We start from the raw sequence: 21,891 nt of genomic DNA, 5'->3' as shown, positions 1-21,891 counted from the left end.
CGTCCGGCGGGCCGATCCGGCCCGCCGGGGGTCACACCAGGGGCAGGTGCGGGCCGGTGCCGTCCGGGACGCGGGGCGGCGGGGTGGAGGCCAGTTTGGTGATCCGGATCCGCCAGGCCTCGGGGCCCTTGTCGAGATAGTCCCAGCCGTAGCCGCCAGGGTGCTCGGCGTCGAACTCGTCGCGCAGGTGCCGGGGATCGTGGTTGTTGACCAGCACTAAGGAGTCGCCGACGGCGAGGGCCTCGTAGGTCGCGAAGATCGTCGGATGCTTGTCGGGCTTGCGTAGGGGGCGTACGTCAAGTTCCTGGTCGTTCATGGGTTTCCTCTCGTCCCCCCTATTTATACAACTGTGTTTTGTATAAACTCAAGCCCATGACCTACGTGATCGGAGAGCCGTGTGTGGACGTGATGGACCGGGCCTGCGTGGAGGAGTGCCCGGTGGACTGCATCTACGAGGGCGCGCGCAGCCTCTACATTCATCCCGACGAATGCGTCGACTGCGGCGCGTGCGAACCCGTGTGCCCGGTGGAGGCGATCTACTACGAGGATGACCTGCCCGGGGTGCTGCGGCCCTACCTGGCGGACAACGCGAGGTTCTTCGCCGAACCGCTGCCGGGCCGGCCCGAGCCGTTGTCGTCCCCCGGAGGCGCGGCCAAAATCGGCCCGCTCGGAGTCGACACGCCCCTCGTCGCGGCACTCCCGCGGCAGAGCTCGTGACCGCGACGCAGGCGCTCGCCATCGGTGCCGCCGTGACGTTCGTCTGGCTCGGCATGGTGCTGGCGATCTCCTTCCTGGAGGCACCGCTGAAGTTCCGTGCTCCCGGCGTGACCACGAAGATCGGGCTCGGCATCGGGCGGCTGGTCTTCCGCGCCCTCAACATGGTCGAGGCCGTCCTCGCCACCGTGCTCCTGAGCGTGATGGCCGTCGAGACCGTCGCCTCCGGCCTCCCACCGGCCGGCGCCGTCACCCCGGCGGCGGTCGCGGTCGTGACCCTGGTCGTGCAACTGGCGGTGGTACGGCCACGACTGGCGCGCCGATCCGACCGCGTCCTCGCCGGGCGGGACGCGCCGCGCTCGAAGGGCCACCACGCCTACGTCGCCCTGGAGGTGGTCAAGGTCGTCGCCCTGGTCGTCACCGGGGTCATGCTCCTGGCGAGCTGAACACCTCCGGCGTACGGTCCGGAAGGGCCCGGCGGGGGAGGTCGCGTGGTCCGGTGAGGTGTGAACCGCCCGGGTGGTCGATCCGTTCCTGAGGTGTGATGCGTTTTCTGCGGACCGCCGTCCTGCTCCCGCTCCTCCTCGTGATCGGCTGCTCAGGGAACGGCACCACCGCCACCGTCGAGACCACCGCGCCCGCTGTGGAACGGCCGGGTGCCGTCGTCGTCCGGTACGTCAGCTGCGGCGGAATGACGTGCGAGGGCGGGGACAGCATGAGCGTCACCGCCGACGGGCGGGCCGTCTCGCTGCGCGACGCGGAACTCGTCGTCGTCCCGCTCCCGGAGGCCGAACTGCGCGATCTGCGGGCCGGGCTCGTCGAATCCCTGGCCGGGCGGGAGGGCACGCTCGACCGTACGGGAGGGGCCACCGACCAGCCCTTCGCCGTCGTCACCGTGGTCGACTCCGGCGGGAAGACCCACGAGACCAGGCTGGAGGGGACGCCGCTGGCGGAGGACGCGCCGATCGTCGCCGCGACCGAGCGCCTCTCGAAGCTGACCGCCAGGATCCGCTCCACCGGCGCGCCCGATGTCACCGCGCCGATCACGGTGACGATGTACGAGGACCCGAGCGCCCGGCCCAGGCGGCAGGCGACCTGGCCCGAGGGCGTCACCACGCCGATCGAGGCCGGGACCGGCGGCAACTTCGGCACCCGGACCTACCGGGGAGGCGAGGCGACGACACTGCGCGCCGCCCTGGGCAAGGCGGGGGACAACGTGACGGTGGTCGCCGGGGGCAAGACCCTGATCGCCCGCTGGGTGGCGGTGCTCCCGTGATTTCACGTGAAACCCGAGCATCGTCCTCGTAACGCGACGGGTCGTTCGATTGCATGAGTTGTATTAACGGGCGAACAGGTGCCGGACACCCGGGGGGCGGCCCCTGGTCACGCACCACCGCCTGCGGGGAGTGTGAGCGCGACGGCACGGGAGGCTGGTCGCCGTGCCGCCGCGCCGCTCATGGAGCCGCGGTCGGCTCAGTGCAGTGCTCGCCGAGCTGTTCGGCGATCTGGCGTGTGACCTGCGGCACGTCGTCGACCCGAGCGTGCTCGGCGGGCTCCTTCACATGTACGGCGCCCCACGTGAAGAACTCGCCCTTATGGTCGGTCCACCCGGTCAGCCTGGTGCCGATCAGGAGGTCTACCTGCTGCATGTCGTCCCACAGGTCGGCGGCGCTGTCCGCGCAGACGATGCGGCACTGGGCCGGGTCGGTGCACTCCCATGCCTCGAACCGGCGAAAACGCAAGCTCCAGCTGACCCACCAGGTGGGTGCGTATCGCTGCACCTGCTTGGCGGCGCGTGCCGCGTCGGCGTCAGCGCGGGACAACATGGTCGGCCGTAAGGATGTCGGCGAGCAGCGGCAGCTCGCTTCCCAGCACGCCGGCGGCGGGGCGGGCGCGCAGGATCGCGTAGTGCTCGGCGAGCTGCTCGGCGGCGGCGGGCAGCGTCAGCTCGGAACTGAGCAAGGGTGCGCCGGAGTCGCTGAGCTCGGGGCCGGTCCACCAGAACTTCTCGCCGTCGGTGTAGGCCAGGAGTCCGAGGAAGACGGACACGATGGCGTTGCCGGAGCGCAGCTCGTGGATATCGGCCTTGATGCCGTAGACGTCGTCCAGGATGGCGGCCAAGTCCTCGGCACGCCGCAGGGCGGGCGACGGTTCGGTGACGGGTTGCGCGGCGGCGTACGCCTGGGAAGGGGACACACCGCCGCGCCTGCTCGCGGGGTCGCCCTGCGGGGTCGCGTTCATGCCGCTGCCTCCCACCGATAGGGCTGGTGCTGTCGGAGTGGAGGGGTATCCGGGGAGTGGTTCCTGCCAAGGGCGACGGCGAATTCCGGCCGAAGGATCTGGTGCTGGTGGTCGGGAGGGTCCGGCAGCAAGGTGAGCAGCGGCAGGGTGGTTGGTTCCCGGCCCGTGTTCAGAGGTGGGGCGCTGCGCTCGCGCGTGCGAGCCGCGACGCGGGCCCGGCGGCGGGCGAGAGAGTCGCGAGCGAGCGCCAGGCGGACCGCGCGACTCTCCCGCGTCTCGACCGGCCGGGGCGGGCGGGCAGTGGGCATTGTCGGGCGGCGAGTGTCGGTGCGTCCGGTGGGCCGGGCACGCGTCGGCGTCGCCTCGGGGGCGGCCTGGCGGGGCGCGGGCACCAGCGTCGGTTGCGCGGGCTCGAAGGCCGGCAGGGTACGGCCGAGGCCGAGTCGGCGGCGTGCGTCGAGGCGCTCGGCCATCAGCGCGCCGGACGGCTGCGCGTACTCGTGGTCGACGCGTTGGCCGGGGCAGCCGTGGGCGTAGGGAGCGTGCCCGCAGTCGGCGCACCCCATCGGCAGGGGCGGGGTCTCAGCGAAGCAGCCACAGGGTCTCGCTGTAGTTCGGTCAAGAACCGGAGCATTAAGGTTGTTCACGGGTCAGGACACCATTTCCTGATCAAGGAGCCCGTCCTGGCGCGCAATGCCGTGGGCGGGCTCCGTCTTTTCACGGTGACCCCATGAGAACGCTGCGTGGTCGCTTTACAACAGGGGATACTTTGGATGAGGGCGGATATCCCCCTCGTATCCCCTGTGCCCTTGAGGTGCGCACATGAATGATCTTCCTGTGTGGGCCGTTCGGTTGCGCAACGAGCGACAGTCGCGTAACTGGTCCTTGAAGGACGTGGCTCGGCAGTTGATTGATACGGCGAGCGGTCGTATTCGGGCACATATGCCGACCTGTGAATCGTTGACCCGAATGGTTCGCGCATGGGAGACCGGTAAGCATCGACCGAGTGAGCCCTATCCTCTGCTGCTCGCCCAGATCTTCGAGGTCGCCGAGGGGGAGTTGTTCGCCGATCTGCCGAATGTCGCCGAATTGGCGAAAGCGTCCGAGGGTAACCTCATGTGGAAGGCGTCAGATGGAGGCGACGACGACATGGAACGCCGACGACTTTTGCGGCTTGCCGCCGCCAGTGCCGGGATCGGGATATTCGGTGCTTCAGGTGAGCCGGTTCGCCAGCTTCTCGACCTGTCCATCGACCATGGCTTCCGAAGCGGCGAGGAGTGGGAGATGTCCGCCGCCGACCACTTGTACGCGCTTCGCACCCGGCCCCCCGCGCAGGTGGCGGCCGATCTCGTCATCGATCTGCTCACGGTACGGCGGCAGATGGAGGCGTCGTCTCCAGCCGAGGTGACCGAACTGCAGCGGACCCTGGCCATGCTGGCCGGCATCCACGCCAACGCGTTGACCCGCCTGGGTGACCATGGGGCCGCCGTCCGCTGGTGGCGTACCGGACGGAGCGCGGCCGACGCCTCCGGGGACCGGGAGGTGCGCCTCCTGGTCCGCTCTGAGGAGGCGGGGCACGGGCTCTACGGGCAGCGTGCTCCGGAGACGGTCATGCGCCTCGTCGGCAACGCGGAGCAGGTCGCCGGCGGCACCTCCGTCGACTTGCTGACCACCCGGGCGAAAGCCCTCTCCCTGCTTGGCAAACACACGGAGGCATATCAGACGTTGGATGCGCTTGTCGGCCTGACGGAGAAGGGAGGCCGCGGGGATTCGCTCGGCTTCTGGAAAGAGGATCAGATCTACTTCGCGCAGAGCTGGATTTATGCCGGCGCGGGAGATGAGACCAGGGCGGGCGTGGCCCGGGAGAACGTGCTCAGACTGACCAATGACTACCAGTACCAGGTCAATGTCGCTCTGCATGAAGCGCTCTGTACGGTCGTCCAAGGCGCCGTTGATGAGGGAGTTCGTCGGGCGGCGGCGGTGATAGACCCTCTCCCGGTCGCCTACCGCAGCAACCACATCATCGAGACCGCGCGAATGCTGCTGCGCGCCATCCCGCTCGATCAGCAGCACCGCCTGGCCATCGGCGAGCTTCGTGAAGTGCCGGCCATCGAGGCCGCGACGTAGTTTCGGGCCGCCGGAGTGCAACGCTTCGTCCACCACCTGCTGGACGAAGCGTTACTTCTTCCAGCGGGTACGAGGCTGGGCGACGCCTCAGGGGTCAGCACACGGCCGTCGCTGTGATTCACATCGGCCGAGCGCTGGAACTACGCCGACAGACCAGCCTGCGCAGCCTCGCCCTGGATCAAGCCGGACTCGCCCAGGCGCACCTGCCGTCATCCAGAGGCTGACCGACTCATGGAACTCTGCCCCTGTCGAAGGCCGAGTCAACCACACCATTATGTGGAGTCTGTTTCGTCAGGCCGCGCCGATCGTCGCGGTCAGTCGGGTGCCGGATCTCCGAACAGGACGACCTTGCTGACAATGGGATCGAAGCCGAGGACCGGTTGTTCTTGGCTTCCGCCTTCCGAGGTCATCAGCACCGGCTTGCCGAGTTCGCTCCCGATCGCCCGCAGGAAGTCGCAGAGTGTGTCGACCCCTTCTTGACCTTGCAGTTCACGAAGGTCGATATCGAAGTCAATCTCGGTCTCCGAGATGAGCCGGAAGATCGCGAGCACGCCCGGAACAGGCCAGACTCGCAGCGACACCGTCTCAGCCTCGGGTGGACGCGCAAGCACTTCGGCTGCGATAGGCAGCGGCAGCACCGTGTCGCCTTGCGAGTACTGCCACTGCCATCCACGCGTTCTAAGTAGGTCCAGGACGGTCTGCCAGTCCTCGATGGTGGCGTTCGGGACAAGGAGGTCCGGCAATGCGCCCATCAAGTCGGGATCGAAGAATTCCCTGACCTCTTCCCATCGGAGATCCGTCATACCGTCATGCTGCCTGGTCGCGGAGCTTGCCGCAGCTTGATTACGTCGGCTTCTAGTTGACAGCGATGACCGGAAGCAGCGTCGCCTGGGCCGGAATGTCGATCTGTCGCGGGGTCGCACCGGATGGCGTGGGGGCGTCGGTGAGACGTTCCAGAAGCTGGTCAAGGATGGCCGTCGATCGCGGCCCGCTCGTCGTCGGCGGGTGGAATGGCGGCGAGCATGCACTGCAGATTGTCGGCCCCCAGCATTAGATCCTTGGAGGAGTCCTTCGGGGTGTAGAGGTTGCACTTGGCGCAGGTCATCCGGTGCGGGCACTGCTCGAAGAAGGCGTAGCCGCAGAACCCGTGTCCCAGGTCGTAGTACTGCCACGACTCTCCCACGGTCGCGGCGGCGTTCTGAGCGGGATCGGCGGGGCATGCACGTAGCGGATCGGCCAGGGCAGAGGTGGGAGACGGCTGTGTCGTGCCTGCCCCGGTCGGTTGGTCTCTGGCTAGGAAAGCGCTTACCTTAGGAGGATGGTCCGGCGTGGCAGGATCCGTTGAGGAAAGGCTTTCGTTTTGATCCACTCAATCGACCCCAGGACCGGCGAGTCCGTCGGGAATCCCTTCCCGCTGACCTCGGACGACGAGGTGGACGCGATCGTCGGGGCGGCTCTCGCGGCCGGCACCGCCTGGCGTACGGCGGACCGGGCGGCGGCGCTGGAGGCGGTCGCGGCGGCGCTGGAGGCGAACGTCGAGGAGCTCTGGCGGGCGGCCGACGCGGAGACCGCGCTCGGGGAGACCCGGCTGCGCGGGGAGGTGGGGCGGGCCGCCGGGCAGTTCCGGCTCTTCGCCCAGGTGCTGCGCGACGGCGGGCACGTGGAGGCGGTGATCGACCACGCGACGGCCCAGCCGCCGGTCCCCGACCTGCGGCGGATGAACCACCCGCTGCCCGGCGTGGCCGGGGTCTTCGCGGCGAGCAACTTCCCGTTCGCCTTCTCGGTCGCGGGCGGCGACACGGCCTCGGCGCTGGCCGCCGGATGCCCGGTGGTGGTCAAGGCTCACGACGGGCATCCGGCCACGTCGGAGCTGTCGTGGCAGATCATCCGGCGCGCCCTGCCCGACCCGGACCTGCTCGGCCTGGTCCGCGGGCTCGACGCGGGGAAGCGGCTGGCCACGCACCCGTCCGTGGCGGCCGTCGGGTTCACCGGCTCCATCCCCGGGGGCAAGGCCATCCAGGCGCTCATCGCCGAGCGTCCCGACCCCATCCCGTTCTACGGCGAGCTGGGCAGCGTCAACCCCGTCGTCGTGCTGCCCTCGGCCGCCCGCGACGGCCTCGCCCAGGGCTTCGCCGCATCGCTCACCCTCGGCACCGGCCAGTTCTGCACCAACCCCGGGCTGGTGTTCGTCCCCGACGACGCCGAACTCCTGGTCTCCGTCTCCGAGGCGGTCTCCGAGACCGTGGGCGGGCCGATGCTCACCGAGCGGATGCAGGGCGGCTACCTGCGCGGGCTGGCCAGGCTCGGCAAGCTCACCCCCCTCGCCGAGGGGCAGCCGGGCGAGGGGGCGTTCGCGGTGACCCCGCAGGTGTTCGTCACCGACCTGGCGACGTTCGCCGCGGACCTGCCCGATCTCGTGGAGGAGTGCTTCGGCCCGGCCGCCCTCGTGGTCGTCTACAACGACCCCGCGGACCTGCCTCCCGTACTGGAGAGGCTGGACGGCTCGCTGACCGCGACGATCCACGCGACCGACCCCGCCGAGGCGCGCGGGAGCGCGGAAGTGCTGCTCAAGAAGGCGGGGCGGCTGATCTGGAACGGCTGGCCGACCGGGGTGGCGGTCCGCTGGGCCATGCACCACGGCGGTCCCTGGCCCGCCAGCACGGCCGCCGCCCACACCTCGGTCGGCGCCGCCGCGATTCGCAGGTGGCTGGTGCCGACCGCCTACCAGGACTGGCCGGCCGAGCTCCTGCCGCCCGAGCTGCGCGACGACAACCCGCTTGGCATCCCGCGCCGGGTCGACGGGGTCCTCGCCGAGGGACGTGCCTGACGTTCCCGGAGGCAGGGAGCCCACGGGCCGCGAGAAGGCGACCGTCCTTCGGCCCGCACACCGTCACGGTGCCCGTCTGACACGCGGGAGGACCTGAGGGCCAGGCTCGGCACGGCGGCCCCGGACGGCTCGTGAACGACGAGCCGTCCGGGGCCGCCGTGTCCCGCCGCGTGTCCTCAGCGGATCTCGCCCACGCCCGCGTGCCGGGAGACCGAACGGTCCACCGCCTGGGCCGGGTCGATCCCGGTGTGCAGGGTCGGGGTCCAGCCCGCGTCCGCGCCGAGGTCGGGGTCGTTGTCGGCGTTGTGGACGGCGACGAGGTCGACGGGGGCGACCCGGCCGCCGACGCGGAGCAGGTTCCCCCGCGCGGTGAGGGCGGTACCGCCCCAGTTGTAGAGGAGGTCCGCCGGGTCGACCGCCCGGCCCAGCCGGAAGAAGTTGTTCTCGGCGAAGATCTGCGACTGCACGCCCACGCCGAGGGCGTACTGGAAGGCGGAGGCGTCGGGGATCTCGTAGTAGTTGTTGTAGACGTGCACCTGGCCGAAGCGCACGCGCGGGAGCCGCTGCAGCACGTTGTCGAAGTGGTTGTGGTGGACGGTGACGTTCAGCTTGCCCGTGTCGTTCGCCGGGTTGTTGGTGGAGCCGATCAGCATCGTCTTGTCGTGGCCGGAGAACCGGTTCCAGGAGGCCGTGACGAAGTTGGCGGCGTGGGTGATGTCGAGCTGCCCGTCGTGCACCTGGTAGGGCCTGCCGAAGTACCGCGGCTGCTCCGAGTCCGGGTTGTCGCCGTCGGTGAAGGTGTTGTGGTCCACCCACACGTGCGTCGAGCCGGTCACCGAGATGTTGTCGTAGAGGGAGTTCCAGTTGCCCTCGGCGCCGTCGGTCGGGGTCCACTTCGGGAAGCAGTCGGCGGTGTCCTCGAAGAGGATGTTGCGGATGATGACGTTGTCGACCTTGTCGACGTGCAGGTTGACGCCGCGGATCCGCGCGTTCCCGCCGAGGCCGACGATGGTGGTGTCGGAGCCGACCTTGAGCCTGATGTGGGCGGTCTGCCTGGCGGCCGAGGCGACGCGCGCGTCCTCCAGCGGGCCGGAGGGGTCGGTCTCCCTGCCCCACACCGCGGGGTCGTACGTGGCGAGGTAGGCCTCCAGGGTGTAGCCGCCGGTCGCGTAGTCGGCGCAGGTCCTGTCGGTGTCGACCGTCCCCTTCACATAGATGATCTTCGGTGAGGGGGCGGCGAGCGCGGTGGCCAGCTCGGTGCGGGTGGAGACGGTGTGCACGTTCGACGCGGGCGCGGCGACGCCACCGGTGGTGCCGGGGCCCTCGGCGGCCCAGCCGTCGTTCGCGGGCAGGGTCCGGCGGCCCAGGTCCGGCCTGTGCCCGGCGGGTTTCGGCGAGGTGGTCTCCGGGGTGCGGGCCCCGGCCCTCAGGGCGGCGGCGGACGCGGGCGGGGCGGCGAGGATCGCCAGGGACAGCAGGGCGGTGAGCGCGACGGCTCGTTTCACGGGAATTCCTCCGCGGGTCAGGTGGGAGGGAGGCTCCGTACGGCCCCCGAGAGCCTTCCGGATGGTGGAGGCGGGCGCGCCCAGGTCAGGGATGGACGCGCCCGCCTCGCTGTGACGGCTCGGCCGCCGTCGCGCCGCGTGTACGACGCCTGCGCTTCGGTCAGCCTGGCCGCGAACGTGTCCAGGAGGTTCCGGGGGCCGGGCCGCCGCCGGAGGGCGGCCGCCCCGTCCCGGGACGGCGCCCGCTCCAGGGCACCCGGAGTTCCGAGTAGAGCGCCAGCCGTTCCGCGCTCGTCGCCGTCACCTCGGCGATCCTGGGCAGCACCCGGCGCTCGTCGCCGATCTCCTGGAACACGTCAGGTATGGCCAGGGGCTCGGGCGCCCGCCGCACCGCGTCGAGGACGCGCATGAAACCGGCCGTCCTCTCCAGCGGTACGAGCAGGCCGGTGCCGTCGCGGATGTGCGCGACGAGGTTCTCCAGCAGGTCGGCCCTGGGGTGGACGACCGAGGTCCCGTCGAACTCGACCCGGTCCTCGGTGTAGGTCAGCCGGATCCGCCCGCTCTCGCCGTGCACGATCAGGTACGGCTCGTGCCGCCGGTCCGCGCACAGTGAGACCGCGACCGTCACGACCGTCCCGTCATCCATCCGCATCCGCGCGCACGAGGTGTCGTCCGCCTCGATCACATTGGCCCGGTAGAGCTCGACCTCGACGTCCTCGACCTCCGCGCCGGAGACGGCCAGCGCGGTCGCGGTCGCGTGTGCGAGCGGGTTGGTGAGGACGCCGTCCATCACGGGAACGCCGCCGGCCTCGCGCCTCCCGGCCCACGGCGTCCGGCCGTAGTAGGAGTAGGGGCGCTCCCAGGCGCCCGCCGCGCCGATCCCGGTGACCTGGCCGATCGCCCCTTCCGCGACCATCCGCCGGACGGCCGGGATCGCCTCCGAGCCCAGGCTCTGGAACCCCACCTGGCAGGCGAGCCCGGTCTCTCCGGCCACCGCGACGATCCGGAGGTAGTCCGCGTACGTGGCGGCGGGCGGCTTCTCCAGCAGCACGTGCGAGCCGGCGCGCAGCGCCTTCTCCGCCAGCTCGGCGTGGGTGTGGACGGGCGTGCACAGGATGGTCACCTCGGCGCCGGTGCGCCCGATCAGCCCGGCCAGGTCGCCGGAGAACTCCGCCCCCTCGGGCAGGTCGCCGACGGGCCGCACGTCGCACACCCCGGCCAGGTCCACCAGCCCGGCCTCGGCCAGCCGCCGGACGTTCGACAGGTGCCACCAGCCGTGCCCGTGCGCCCCGGCGAGCACCACGCGAACCGGTTCCATCACGCCACCTCCCATCGCGGTCCCGGACTCCGGTGTTCTGCAACCGGTTGCAAGAAACATTGAGGACATCTTCCGGCAACGTCAAGGGCCCAATTTTGTAAATCGCTCCTCATCTGCGGATTTTTCGATATTTCTGATAGCCAGGGGTGTGCAACCGATCCCGTACCGCTTCGCAAAGCATCTGATTCCGGCGTTGACAGTCACGCAACCGCTTGCACTAATGTGCTTCAGGGCCCCGGTGCCGGGTCAGGGCGAAGGAGCATGGTGGCAGCGACGATCAGGGACGTGGCGCGGGCGTCGGGAGTGCACGTCTCGACGGTGTCCCGCACCTTCTCGGCGCCGCATCTGGTGAACACCGAGACCCGCAACCGCGTGCTCGCGGTCGCCGAGGATCTCGGCTACCGCCCCAACCGTGCCGCGCGGGCCCTCACCACCGGCAGGACCCACAACATCGGCCTCATCGTCGCCGACATCTCCAACCCGTTCTTCCCACCGCTGATCAAGGCCGCCCAGGCGCACGCCAGGGCCCGCGACTACCACGTGTTCGTGGCCGACACCGACGAGGACCCGCAGGTCGAGGAGGAGCTGATCCAGACCCTCGCCAAGCAGGTCGACGGGGTCCTGCTCTGCAGCCCCCGGCTGTCCAACCGGGCCATCGAGCGCCTCCATGCCGACGTGCCGTTCGTGGTGGTCAACCGGCGGATGAAGGGCCTGCCGACGATACTGATGGACGTCGGCCAGGGCGCCCGCCTCGCGATCGAGCACCTGACCGGCCTCGGCCACCGCAGGATCGCCCTGCTCTCCGGGCCGAGCGGCTCGTGGACCAGCGGCGAGATGCGCGCCGCCGCGACCGCGATGGACGACGTCGAGCTGGTCATCCTCGGCCCGAACGCGCCCACTGAGCAGGGCGGCCTCGCCGTCGCCGGAGAGGTGGTCGCCTCCGGGGTGACGGGCGTGCTCGCCTACAACGACCTGGTGGCCATCGGGCTCATCGAGGGCCTGTACGAGCGCGGTGTGCGCGTCCCCGACGACATCAGCGTGGTCGGCGTCGACGACATCGTGTCAGGGCGGCTGAACCGGCCCAAGCTGACCACCGTGGCCATGCCCACCGCCGCCGCCGGGCGGATGGCGGTGGACCTGCTGCTGCAGTCGTTCGGCGACGGCGCCACCACTACCCTGGCCACCCTGGACACCAGCCTGGTCGTCCGTGAATCCACCGGAGAGGTGCGCACATGAGCTTCGGAACCACCCCGTCGGGCGAGCAGGTCGAGCGGCACGTGCTGTCGAACGGGCGGATGCGCGCCGCGATCCTCAGCTACGGGGCGATCCTGCAGTCGCTGGAGGTCTCCGGCGTCGACGTCGTCCTCGGCTACGACAACCTCGGCGACTACCTGACGCGCAGCCGCTACTTCGGCGCCGTGGTCGGCCGGTACGGCAACCGCATCGCGGGCGGGCGGTTCACCCTCGACGGGCGCGCCCACGAGCTGCCGGTCAACAACGGCCCCAACAGCCTGCACGGCGGGCCGCAGGGCTTCGACACCCGGGTCTGGCGGATCACCGGCGCCTCCGACACCGCCGTCACCCTGGAGTACGTGAGCCGGGACGGCGAGCAGGGCTACCCCGGCACGCTCACTGCGTCGGTCACCTACACGCTGACCGGCGACGCGATCCGGCTCGACTACCACGCGGTCACCGACGCGCCGACCGTGCTGAACCTCACCAACCACTCCTACTTCAACCTCGCCGGGGGCGGTGACATCCTCAAGCACGTGGTCCGCATCGACGCCGACCACTACCTGCCGGTCGACGCCACGCAGATCCCGACCGGGGAGCTCGCCCCGGTCACCGGCACCCCGTTCGACTTCACCTCGCCGTACGAGATCGGCGAGCGGATCGCCGACTCCCGGCTGGGGGGCGGCTACGACCACTGCTACGTCCTGCGCGGCGGCATCGAGGTCCGCGAGCCGGTCGGAGGGCTCACCATGGAGGTCACCACCACCGAGCCGGGCGTGCAGTTCTACACGGGCAACTTCCTGGACGGCGTCGCCACCGCGTACGAGAAGCACGCGGGCCTGTGCCTGGAGACCCAGCACTTCCCCGACTCGCCGAACCGGCCCGACTTCCCCTCGACGGTCCTGCGCCCCGGCGAGCGGTTCGCCTCCACCACCACCTACCGCTTCACCTGACGACCCCGGGGGAGGGCGCCGGGGCGTGACCCGCGCTCAGGCCGCTCAGGCCTTGGCCGTGGCGTGCTCGCCGCCGAGGGCCGCGACGGCCCCCAGGCCGAGATAGACGACACCGCTGGTGGCGTCCAGGCGGCGGCGGGCGCGGGCCGAGCGGCGCAGGCGGCCGGCCATGGCCGAGGCGAGCAGGGCGAAGGCGCCGTCGCTGGCCATGCCGAGCACCGTCCAGATCAGGCCGAGCAGCACGATCTGCGGGGCGATCGGCCCGGCCTCCGGATCGGCGAACTGCGGCAGGAAGGCGAGGAAGAAGATCGCGGTCTTCGGGTTGAGCACGTTGACCACGAAGCCCTCCCAGAACATCCGGGATCTGGTCGCGGTCCGCGGTTCGAAGGACTCCTCCCCGTTCGAGCGGGTCATGAGCTTGCGCACGCCCAGCCAGATCAGGTAGGCGGCGCCGAGATACTTCACGATCGTGAACCCGGTCGACGAGGCGGCGAGCAGGGCGCTGATGCCCAGGGCGGCGGCGGCCACGTGGACCAGCGAGCCGAGGTGGATGCCGAGCACCGACACCAGCCCGGCGGACCGGCCCTGGGCGACGCTGCGGGTCACGATGTAGAGCACCGCGGGCCCCGGGACGAGCAGCAGGGTGAGAGTCGCCGCGGCGAAGAGCGCGAGAGCGGGCAGGTCTGGCATGTCCGGATCATAGGGTCACCGGTTTCCCCGGCGCCTCGCATTTTCGCCGCCGGACGGCTCCCGCCCGCGGCAGGGCGTCTGTGCCGCTTCCGTGCCGCTTCCGTGCGGCGCGTGCGGCGTCCGTGCGGCGGCCGTGCCGCGTCCGTGCCGCTCAGGGCCCGGCCGGGCGTTCCGCCGTGGTCCGCAGAGCCGTCGCCGAGGTCAGGGCGGTCAGCAGGGCGGTGGTGGCCGGGGGGTCGGGGGGCTCGCCGTAGGTGGCGGCGTAGACGTGGCGGGTCGAGCGGGGAAGCTCGATCGTGTTGATCCTCGGGTGCCGGTGGGCGTGCAGGGCGAGCCCCGGCAGGGCGCTCACCCCGATCCCGGCGGCGACCAGGGCCTGGACGGCGACGATGTCGTCGGTGGTGAAGGCGATCTCCGGCTCGAAGCCGGCCCTGGCGCACAGCTCCAGCAGGTGGGTGCGGCACCGGTCGCAGCCACCGATCCACCGGGAGTCGCGGTAGGCGGTCAGCTCGCCGACCGGGCCGGAGGTGATCAGGTAGCTGGGGTCGTCCAGCAGGTGGAGCAGCCGGATCCCGTCGGCCTCGGGGGCGGTGTCGTCGTAGCGGAAGATGACCGCCACGTCCACGTAGCCGGCCTTGAGCATCCGCAGCGCGTCGGGCGGCTCCGTCTCGGTCAGCCGCAGCTCCAGGCCGGGGTGCCCCCCGGCGAGTACGGCGGCGGCCTCCGGCACGAACGTCCCCAGGGCGGAGGGGAAGGAGGCCAGCCTGACCCGGCCGGCACGCAGGCCCACGTGCGCCGACAGCTCCGCGGACGCGGAGTCGAGGCGGCCGATGATCTCGACGGCCCGCTCGGCGAGCAGTCGGCCGGCCTCGGTCAGCCGGATGCCCCGGCCGACCCGCTGGATCAGCTTGGCCCCGGTCTCGGCCTCGAGCTTCGCGAGGTGGTGGCTCACCGAGGGCTGGGAGTAGTGCAGCTCCCTCGCCGCCGCGGTCACCGAGCCGTGCCGGGACACCGAGGCGAGGACGCGAAGTCGCACGATATCGAGCATGTATTAACTTTATCTATGGTTGAGCGGGAAGATAGGCATTGGACGCTATGTATCTCCTCGCCGCATCCTTGAGGCATGACAACCTTGACGCTCACCCGCCCGGGCCTGGCCGAACTGGTCGCGGGGGTCCGAGACCTCGTCGACCCGTCCGCCGACGCTCGGACCACGGCCTTCGCCGTGGCCGGGCTGCTGCGTGAGAGGCTGCCGTCCCCCGAGATCCTCACCGAGGAGGAGCGCCTCGGCGACCCCGACCGCTATGTCGGCCACACCCTCCACGCCGAGGAGAACTTCTCGATCGTGGCCGTGGTCTGGCGGCCCGGACAGAAGACCGTGATCCACGACCACATCGCGTGGTGCGTGTTCGGCGTGCTGCAGGGCGTGGAGTACGAGACCCTCTACCGCGACCACGGCGACCACCTGACCGAGATCGGCAGGGCCGCCAACCAGACCGGTGACGTGAGCGGTTTCGCCCCGCCCGGTGACATCCACCGCGTCCACAACACGGGCGACGAGACGGCCATCTCGCTCCACATCTACGGGGCCGACCTCAGCGCCGCCCCCACCAGCGTCCGCCGCGTCTACGAGCTGCCCGTTCGCTGAACGGGTCGTTCCGCGCCCCGCCCGTCCGGTGAGGCGGGGACCACGGGTCCGGCTTCCCCATCGAGATCGAGCCGGGCCCACCCCCAACCACCCGCCGCGGCGTGGCCGTCGAGCCGCGCCGAACCCGCCGACGAGGCGTGCCATCAGAAGTTGGACACCACCGCGGTGAACACCTGGTCGATGCTTCCGGATTCGCGAGAGTCGTACGCGGCGGCGGCGGTCGCCTCGGAGATCTGCTTCAGCACGCCGAGGTCGGCGTCCTGGCCGTAGGCGATCGTGAACATCCGCACCGTCTCCTGGCCCGGTTCGGTACGCAGGCCGGGCAGCAGCTTCTCCAGGGAGAGGCTGTCGGGGTCCTCGTTCCTGCCGTCAGTCAGGAAGACCACCGCATTGATCGCGTCACCGTTCCGCAGCTCGCGCACCTGCTCGTGGGCCGCGAGCGCGGTGTCGTACAGGCCGGTGCCGCCGTCGGGGGTGAGGCCGTCGAGCCTGGCGCGCAGCCTCCCGCGCTGGGCGGCGTCGACGGCGGCCAGCGGGGCCAGTTCCAGGTGGTCCTTCGCGCCGTCGCGCTCGGTGGAGAACATCCACAGCCCGACCCTGTCGTGCGGGCCGAACTGGGGCAGCGCGTTGATCGCGGCCTGCCTGGCCAGGTCGAGCTTGCTCTTGCCGGTGCCGGGCACGGGGGCGCCCATCGAGCCGGAGACGTCGAGGACCAGGAGGACGTTCGCGGGTTTGCGCAGGTCGGCCCAGCCGGTGAGCATCTTGTCGAGCACGTTCGGGGCGGGCGGGTTCAGCGTGGTCCTCGGCTCGGCGGGCAGCAGCCCGTTCGCCTGGGTGATCAGCTTGCCCGCCTTGCCGTCGTGCGAGCGGAAGGCGAACTCGGCGAAGCGGGCCTGCTGCTCGGGAGCCCGGAGGTACGCGAGGAAGTCGGCCGCCACCGCCCGCTTGGCGTCGTCGACCCACGGGGCGGCCAGCACCGCGTACGGGTTGTCGGACATGAGCGTGCCCTCCTTGGGGTAGATCGCCGCCAGCGGCACCTTGGGCTTGGCGTGCCTGCCCAGCGTCGCGGGGTCACCGGTCGGGTTGCCCTGGTTGTAGTCCCAGACCGACTTCTCCTCCACGGCCACCGCGGAGATGTAGCTCAGGCCCGCGCCCGCGTCGTCGGCCCGCTGGAGGTTCGACAGGAACGTCAGCGTCGTGTCGCCGTAGTGCACGATCGAACGTTCCACGCCGCGCACGAAGTCCCTGACCTTCGCGTCGGCCACGTTCTTCTCCGTCAGGTCGCCGGACAGGCCGGTCGCCGCGAAGTAGGCGCCGACGGTGGCGTTCAGGCCGCTGGTGGAGAAGTTGGGGTTGGTCTTGCCCAGCTTGAACCGTCCCCATTCGGGGTGGCCGTACTTCGCCCACGACCCGGCGGACACGGCGAGCAGGTCGGACCAGCCGAGCTTCTTGCCCGGCCAGCCCAGCGCCTCGGCCATCGGCAGGGGCATCGCGACGACCAGCGGCGTCGTGGCGATCGACGGGTTGTCGGCGGCGACCAGGGAGGCGGAGTCGTTCGCCGAGGCGCGCTGCTGGAGCAGGGTGATCCAGCCGCTGCCGGCGGGCGACCACACGTCGGGGCGGGGGCCGTCCCGGCGCTCGTCCCAGCCCCTGGCCAGCGCCTGCATGGCGCCGCCGCTCGCCTTGGTCTCGACGACGACGTCGGCGCACCGCCCGCCCACCCGCCTGCCGTTGTAGCCGGAGGCGATCGTCCGCAGCAGTTCGGCCTTCTCCGACGAGGCGGCGACGGTCAGGGTGACGCCCCCCTCGCAGGCCTTGGGCTGTTCGGGCGCCCCGCGTGCCGCTTCGGCTCCGGGCGCGTTCGCGTCGACGAAGATCCGCAGGGCGACGATCAGGGCTCCGGCGAGAATGATCGCGACGATGAACGGGGCGAAGTTCCTCCGCCGTCGCTGCGGTTGCTGGTACAACCCTGCCTCCCGGGGAGATGTCTGTACCTGTCCGACGAACGACCCGCCCCGAGAGTTCTCCGCGACCGGGGTTCGTCGCGGGTGCCGGAACCGGCGTGCTCCGAGGCGCCCCCGCGGTCGGGTGAGCGTCACGGGTGAGCGCACGCCAAGGGCCCTCCCGGCGATCGCCGGGAGGGCCCGATCGTCAGACCTCGGGTGTCAGACCGCCGTGGAGCCGTACTCCTGCAGGAAGAGCGCCTCGGCGGTGGCGGTGCGGCGGAGCTCCTCGATGTTCACGCGCTCGTTGGGGGCGTGGATCGCCGCGTCGTCGTCCTCGGCGCCGAAGAGCAGGATCGTGGCGGCGGGGAACTGCCTGACGAAGGTGGAGACGAGCGGGATCGAGCCACCGGCGCCGACGTCGCGCGGGGGACGGCCGAAGGCCCGTTCCATCGCCCGGTTCAGCGCGGAGCGGGCCGCGCCGCCGGTGTCGGCCAGGTAGCCGGAGCCCATGGTGTAGTCGCCGACGTCGACCTGGACGCCCCAGGGGGCGACCTGCCGCAGGAAGTCGACGACGGCCTCGACGGTGGTCTTCGGGTCGCCGGCCGGGGGCACCCGCACGGTCACCCGGGCCCTGGCGACGGCCTGGACGGCGTTGATCGCGCCGGAGACCGTCGGCACGTCCAGACCGGTGACCGTGATCGCGTACGAGGCCCACAGGCGGTCGGCCAGCGAGCCGGAGCCGACCGTGGAGACGCCGTCGAGCACGCCCGCGGTGGCACGGAAGTCCTCCTCGGACGGGCCGGAGCCGAGGAAGCTGCCGCGCGGCAGGCCGGGGACGCGGATGTCGCCGTGGTCGTCGTGCAGGGCGGCCAGCATCCGGATCAGCGCCGCGAGGGCGTCGGGGGCGGCGCCGCCGAACGAGCCGCTGTGCAGCGACTCCTTGAGGGTGCGCACCTCGATGGTGAAGGCGCCCATGCCGCGCAGCGAGGTCGTCACCGCGGGGTCGCCCACCCGGGGGTTGCCGGTGTCGGCGACCACGATCGCGTCGGCGCGGAACAGCTCGGGGTTGTGCTCGACGAAGGATTCCAGGCGCTCGCCCGCGTACTCCTCCTGACCCTCGACGATGACCTTGACGCCGACCGGGAAACGCCCCCGGAAGGCGCGGAGCGCCGCGACGTGGGAGATGACGCCCGACTTGTCGTCGGCCGCGCCGCGACCGTGGATCGCGCCGTCGATCTCGGTCGGCTCGAACGGCGGGGTGCGCCAGAGCGCGAGGTCTCCGGTGGGCTGCACGTCGTAGTGCGCGTACAGCAGCACGGTCGGCGCGCCGGGCGGGGCAGGGGCCTCCGCGTAGACGGCGGGAAAACTGCCCTCGACGGGGATCTGCTGGACACGCGGCAGGCCGGTGCTCCGCAGCAGTTCCTCGGTCACCGCGGCGGCCGCGTGCACGGGCTCCTCGGGATGGCCGGGGAAGGCCACCGAGGGGATGGCGACGAGCCTTCTGAGGTCCGCTATCGCCTGGGGCATGCCGGCGGTGACGGCGTTCTCGATCTCGTCAGGAGTCACGACTTTCCCCCGCATCTCAATATCTGGTGCGTCCTATTGGATCACAGCCGCAGGTACGGCCGCTCTCGTGCACGATTCCAGCACACCAGGGTTCCGCCAAGTGGAACCGGGGTTTGGGCAATGGTCTGGCGACCTTCTTGCCTGATCGCGGATTTCGTCGTTGTTACATGGGTGTTTTGCGGATTCCGAGGTTCTCGCACTTTAATACCACGTTTTCACTTGGCAAGAGCTGTTCTGGCAGGCAGACTGTTGGAAGCTCAGCTCAACGAGGGAAGATCGTGATGACGCACCCTGAAAACACCGACGTGACCTCGCTCATGAAGGCCGCGCAGGACAACCTGTGGATGCACTTCACCCGGCACAGCTCGTACGAGGGCGCCGAGGTGCCGATGATCGTGCGCGGTGAGGGCTCCTACATCTACGACGTGCACGGCAAGCGCTACCTCGACGGCCTCGCGGGTCTCTTCGTGGTCCAGGCGGGTCACGGCCGCAGCGAGCTGGCCGAGGCCGCCGCCAAGCAGGCCCAGGAGCTGGCGTTCTTCCCGCTCTGGTCGTACGCGCACCCCAAGGCCGTCGAGCTGGCCCAGCGTCTCGCCGCCGAGACCCCCGGCGACCTCAACCGTGTCTTCTTCACCACCGGCGGCGGCGAGGCCGTCGAGAGCGCGTGGAAGCTCGCCAAGCAGTACTTCAAGATCACTGGCAGGCCGCTCAAGCACAAGGTCATCAGCCGCCAGATCGCCTACCACGGCACCCCGCAGGGCGCCCTGTCGATCACCGGCATCCCGGCCTTCAAGCAGATGTTCGAGCCGCTGGTCCCGGGTTCCGTCAGGGTGCCCAACACCAACCACTACCGCGCCGACGAGATCACCGGCGTGCCGGGCATGACGCCCGAGCAGTACGGCTACTGGGCCGCCGAGCGCGTCGCCCGCGCCATCGAGATGGAGGGGCCCGACACCGTGGCCGCCGTCTTCGTCGAGCCGGTGCAGAACGCGGGCGGCTGCTTCCCGCCGCCCCCCGGATACTTCAAGCGCCTGCGCGAGATCTGCGACGAGTACGACGTCCTGCTCGTCTCGGACGAGGTCATCTGCGCCTTCGGCCGCCTCGGCACCATGTTCGGCGGGCAGAAGTTCGACTACGTCCCCGACATCATCACCTGCGCCAAGGGCATGACCAGCGGCTACTCGCCGATCGGCGCCATGATCGCCTCCGATCGCCTCTTCGAGCCGTTCAAGAACGGCACCGAGATGTTCGCCCACGGCTACACCTTCGGCGGCCACCCGGTCTCCTCGGCCGTCGCGCTGGCCAACCTCGACCTGTTCGAGCGGGAGGACCTGCTCGGCCACGTCACCCGCAACGAGCCGGTCTTCCGCTCCACCCTGGAGAGGCTCCGCGACCTGCCGATCGTCGGTGACGTGCGCGGCTCCGGCTACTTCTGGGGCATCGAGCTCGTCAAGGACAAGGTCACCAAGGAGACCTTCGACACCGAGGAGTCCGAGCGCCTCATCAGGGGCTTCCTCACCCCCGCCCTGTACGAGGCGGGCCTGTACTGCCGCGCCGACGACCGGGGCGACCCGGTCATCCAGCTCGCCCCGCCGCTCATCTGCGGCCCCAAGGAGTTCGACGAGATCGAGTCCATCCTCCGCTCGGTGCTGACGGAGGCATGGAGCCGCCTCTGAGCGCGCACGGCCGCGCCCCCTCCGGACCGCCACGCGCGGCCCGGAGAGACGCGCCGCACCCGCCGGCGGTCGCGCCGTCCGGGTCTTCCCGGCCCGCCGCGCCCTCGCCGGCGCTCGCCGTCCGGCGCCATGCCCGCCGGAGTGAGACCGCACCGCACCCGCGGAAGCCTCGCTGTGCCACTCCGTCGAAACAACGAAAGGAAATCCCATGAAGATCGGCGTGCCTGCCGAGGTCAAGAACCACGAGTACCGCGTCGCCGCGACCCCGGCGGGCGTGCACGAGCTCGTCCGTCACGGCCACGACGTCTACATCCAGCGCGGCGCGGGCCTCGGCTCGCACCTCACCGACGAGGAGTACCTCTTCGCCGGGGCCAAGATCCTCGACAGCGCCGACGAGGTGTGGGACCAGGCCGAGATGATCCTCAAGGTGAAGGAGCCCATCGCGGAGGAGTACCACCGCATGCGCCCCGGCCAGGTGCTCTTCACCTACCTGCACCTCGCGGCCGGCCGCGAGTGCACCGACGCCCTCCTCGACCGCCAGGTCACCGGCATCGCGTACGAGACCGTCCAGGTCGGCAACACCCTGCCGCTGCTCGCCCCGATGTCCGAGGTCGCGGGCCGGCTGGCCCCGCAGGTCGGCGCCTACAACCTGATGCGCTTCAACGGCGGGCGCGGCGTGCTGCCCGGCGGCGTGCCCGGCGTGGCCCCCGCCAAGGTCGTCGTCATCGGCGCGGGCGTCTCCGGGCTCAACGCCGCGCAGATCGCGGTCGGCATGGGCGCGGACGTCACCGTCCTCGACCTCAACATCGACCGCCTGCGCTTCGTCGACGCCATCTACCAGGGCCGTCTCAAGACCCTCGTCTCGACCTCGTACGCGATCGAGAAGGAGGTCTTGGAGGCCGACCTGGTCATCGGCGCCGTGCTGATCCCCGGGGCCAAGGCCCCGACCCTCGTCTCCAACGAGCTGGTCTCCCGCATGAAGCCGGGCTCCGTGCTCGTCGACATCGCCATCGACCAGGGCGGCTGCTTCGAGGACTCCCGCCCGACCACGCACGCCGAGCCGACCTACCAGGTCCACAACTCGATCTTCTACTGCGTGGCCAACATGCCGGGGTCCGTCGCCAACACCTCCACCTACGCGCTGACCAACGCCACGCTGCCCTACGCGGTCAAGCTGGCCGGTCTCGGCTGGAAGACCGCGCTCCAGCGGGACGCCTCCCTCGCGCTGGGCCTCAACACCCACGCGGGACGGCTCACCAACGAGCAGGTCGCCATCGCCCTCGGCCTGCCGCACGTGCCGGTCTCCGAGGTCATCGCCGCCTGAGGCCGGGGTCCGTACGTCCCGCGCCGGCCGGGCGCGGGACGCGCGGCCCTGCCGGGACGCGGGGGCCGGTTCGCGAGGGGCGCGGCGCCGGTCACGGTCTCGCTCCCTCCTTGCCCGCGCCTC

Annotated in this window: 22 protein-coding genes; 10 read left to right on the top strand and 12 right to left on the bottom strand. The window is 70.7% G+C overall.

What is annotated here, in order from left to right:
* Positions 1 to 31 precede the first annotated feature (31 nt).
* Entirely contained in the window at positions 32 to 316 is a 285-nt protein-coding gene (locus ACTOQ2_RS07155) for a DUF2249 domain-containing protein (protein ID WP_440098926.1), read from the bottom strand.
* Positions 317 to 372: 56 nt separating this feature from the next.
* Between ACTOQ2_RS07155 and fdxA the strand changes: the two genes are divergently transcribed.
* From fdxA to ACTOQ2_RS07140, 3 genes are all read left to right on the top strand, one after another.
* A complete protein-coding gene (gene fdxA / locus ACTOQ2_RS07150; protein ID WP_440098924.1) occupies positions 373 to 717 on the top strand; it encodes a ferredoxin in 345 nt (114 codons plus the stop codon).
* Positions 714 to 1,160, top strand: coding sequence for a hypothetical protein (locus ACTOQ2_RS07145; RefSeq protein WP_440098923.1), 447 nt, complete (start codon positions 714 to 716; stop codon positions 1,158 to 1,160). The genes fdxA and ACTOQ2_RS07145 overlap by 4 nt, the downstream gene beginning before the upstream one ends.
* Before the next feature lie 98 nt (positions 1,161 to 1,258).
* The gene (locus ACTOQ2_RS07140) at positions 1,259 to 1,990 is read left to right on the top strand and encodes a hypothetical protein (RefSeq protein WP_440098921.1); all 732 of its coding nucleotides are present in this window, start codon (positions 1,259 to 1,261) and stop codon (positions 1,988 to 1,990) included.
* Between the two features lie 178 nt (positions 1,991 to 2,168).
* Here the strand turns inward: ACTOQ2_RS07140 and ACTOQ2_RS07135 are convergent, their stop codons facing one another.
* The 3 genes from ACTOQ2_RS07135 to ACTOQ2_RS07125 are packed head-to-tail and all read right to left on the bottom strand — an operon-like array spanning position 2,169 to position 3,521.
* A complete protein-coding gene (locus tag ACTOQ2_RS07135; RefSeq protein WP_440098920.1) occupies positions 2,169 to 2,540 on the bottom strand; it encodes a hypothetical protein in 372 nt (123 codons plus the stop codon).
* On the bottom strand, positions 2,524 to 2,955 hold the full coding sequence (locus tag ACTOQ2_RS07130; RefSeq protein ID WP_440098919.1) for a hypothetical protein: 432 nt from the start codon (positions 2,953 to 2,955) through the stop codon (positions 2,524 to 2,526). The genes ACTOQ2_RS07135 and ACTOQ2_RS07130 overlap by 17 nt, the downstream gene beginning before the upstream one ends.
* Entirely contained in the window at positions 2,952 to 3,521 is a 570-nt protein-coding gene (locus ACTOQ2_RS07125; protein WP_440098918.1) for a hypothetical protein, read from the bottom strand. The genes ACTOQ2_RS07130 and ACTOQ2_RS07125 overlap by 4 nt, the downstream gene beginning before the upstream one ends.
* Before the next feature lie 256 nt (positions 3,522 to 3,777).
* On the opposite strand from ACTOQ2_RS07125, the gene ACTOQ2_RS07120 reads away from it, so the two are divergent.
* Complete coding sequence (locus ACTOQ2_RS07120) at positions 3,778 to 5,082, top strand: helix-turn-helix domain-containing protein (protein WP_440098917.1); 1,305 nt, start codon at positions 3,778 to 3,780, stop codon at positions 5,080 to 5,082.
* Between the two features lie 314 nt (positions 5,083 to 5,396).
* Here ACTOQ2_RS07120 and ACTOQ2_RS07115 read toward each other — a convergent pair whose 3' ends face one another.
* Both ACTOQ2_RS07115 and ACTOQ2_RS07110 read right to left on the bottom strand, forming a co-directional pair.
* Complete coding sequence (locus ACTOQ2_RS07115) at positions 5,397 to 5,885, bottom strand: hypothetical protein (protein ID WP_440098916.1); 489 nt, start codon at positions 5,883 to 5,885, stop codon at positions 5,397 to 5,399.
* Positions 5,886 to 6,046: 161 nt separating this feature from the next.
* Complete coding sequence (locus tag ACTOQ2_RS07110; protein ID WP_440098915.1) at positions 6,047 to 6,265, bottom strand: hypothetical protein; 219 nt, start codon at positions 6,263 to 6,265, stop codon at positions 6,047 to 6,049.
* A 177-nt stretch (positions 6,266 to 6,442) separates the two neighbouring features.
* Here ACTOQ2_RS07110 and ACTOQ2_RS07105 point away from each other — a divergent pair, with 177 nt between their 5' ends.
* The gene (locus ACTOQ2_RS07105) at positions 6,443 to 7,909 is read left to right on the top strand and encodes an aldehyde dehydrogenase (NADP(+)) (RefSeq protein WP_440098914.1); all 1,467 of its coding nucleotides are present in this window, start codon (positions 6,443 to 6,445) and stop codon (positions 7,907 to 7,909) included.
* 176 nt (positions 7,910 to 8,085) lie between these two features.
* Here ACTOQ2_RS07105 and ACTOQ2_RS07100 read toward each other — a convergent pair whose 3' ends face one another.
* Positions 8,086 to 9,414: a pectate lyase family protein gene (locus ACTOQ2_RS07100; RefSeq protein WP_440098913.1), complete on the bottom strand. Its 1,329-nt coding sequence runs from the start codon at positions 9,412 to 9,414 to the stop codon at positions 8,086 to 8,088.
* 160 nt (positions 9,415 to 9,574) lie between these two features.
* Entirely contained in the window at positions 9,575 to 10,732 is a 1,158-nt protein-coding gene (locus tag ACTOQ2_RS07095; protein WP_440098911.1) for a Gfo/Idh/MocA family protein, read from the bottom strand.
* Positions 10,733 to 10,996: 264 nt separating this feature from the next.
* Here ACTOQ2_RS07095 and ACTOQ2_RS07090 point away from each other — a divergent pair, with 264 nt between their 5' ends.
* Positions 10,997 to 11,968 (top strand): LacI family DNA-binding transcriptional regulator, encoded by a 972-nt coding sequence (locus ACTOQ2_RS07090; RefSeq protein WP_440099079.1) that lies wholly within the window; start codon positions 10,997 to 10,999, stop codon positions 11,966 to 11,968.
* On the top strand, positions 11,965 to 12,918 hold the full coding sequence (locus tag ACTOQ2_RS07085) for an aldose epimerase family protein (RefSeq protein ID WP_440098910.1): 954 nt from the start codon (positions 11,965 to 11,967) through the stop codon (positions 12,916 to 12,918). The genes ACTOQ2_RS07090 and ACTOQ2_RS07085 overlap by 4 nt, the downstream gene beginning before the upstream one ends.
* 45 nt (positions 12,919 to 12,963) lie before the next feature.
* Here the strand turns inward: ACTOQ2_RS07085 and ACTOQ2_RS07080 are convergent, their stop codons facing one another.
* Both ACTOQ2_RS07080 and ACTOQ2_RS07075 read right to left on the bottom strand, forming a co-directional pair.
* Positions 12,964 to 13,608, bottom strand: a complete 645-nt coding sequence (locus ACTOQ2_RS07080) for a LysE family translocator (protein ID WP_440098909.1) — start codon at positions 13,606 to 13,608, stop codon at positions 12,964 to 12,966.
* A gap of 151 nt (positions 13,609 to 13,759) precedes the next feature.
* Positions 13,760 to 14,656 (bottom strand): LysR family transcriptional regulator, encoded by an 897-nt coding sequence (locus ACTOQ2_RS07075; RefSeq protein ID WP_440098908.1) that lies wholly within the window; start codon positions 14,654 to 14,656, stop codon positions 13,760 to 13,762.
* A 75-nt stretch (positions 14,657 to 14,731) separates the two neighbouring features.
* Here ACTOQ2_RS07075 and ACTOQ2_RS07070 point away from each other — a divergent pair, with 75 nt between their 5' ends.
* A complete protein-coding gene (locus tag ACTOQ2_RS07070) occupies positions 14,732 to 15,256 on the top strand; it encodes a cysteine dioxygenase (RefSeq protein ID WP_440098906.1) in 525 nt (174 codons plus the stop codon).
* Positions 15,257 to 15,399: 143 nt separating this feature from the next.
* On the opposite strand, the gene ACTOQ2_RS07065 is transcribed toward ACTOQ2_RS07070, so the two are convergent.
* Entirely contained in the window at positions 15,400 to 17,223 is a 1,824-nt protein-coding gene (locus ACTOQ2_RS07065; RefSeq protein ID WP_440098905.1) for a substrate-binding and VWA domain-containing protein, read from the bottom strand.
* Positions 17,224 to 17,421: 198 nt separating this feature from the next.
* Positions 17,422 to 18,768, bottom strand: a complete 1,347-nt coding sequence (locus ACTOQ2_RS07060) for a M20/M25/M40 family metallo-hydrolase (protein WP_440098904.1) — start codon at positions 18,766 to 18,768, stop codon at positions 17,422 to 17,424.
* A gap of 281 nt (positions 18,769 to 19,049) precedes the next feature.
* Here ACTOQ2_RS07060 and ACTOQ2_RS07055 point away from each other — a divergent pair, with 281 nt between their 5' ends.
* The gene (locus ACTOQ2_RS07055) at positions 19,050 to 20,444 is read left to right on the top strand and encodes an aspartate aminotransferase family protein (RefSeq protein ID WP_440098903.1); all 1,395 of its coding nucleotides are present in this window, start codon (positions 19,050 to 19,052) and stop codon (positions 20,442 to 20,444) included.
* A 208-nt stretch (positions 20,445 to 20,652) separates the two neighbouring features.
* A complete protein-coding gene (gene ald / locus ACTOQ2_RS07050) occupies positions 20,653 to 21,768 on the top strand; it encodes an alanine dehydrogenase (protein ID WP_440067317.1) in 1,116 nt (371 codons plus the stop codon).
* Positions 21,769 to 21,891: the final 123 nt, after the last annotated feature.

The sequence above is a fragment of the Streptosporangium sp. H16 genome (assembly GCF_051918855.1).
Classification (GTDB): domain Bacteria; phylum Actinomycetota; class Actinomycetes; order Streptosporangiales; family Streptosporangiaceae; genus Streptosporangium.
This window is presented reverse-complemented; position numbering and strand designations above follow the sequence as displayed.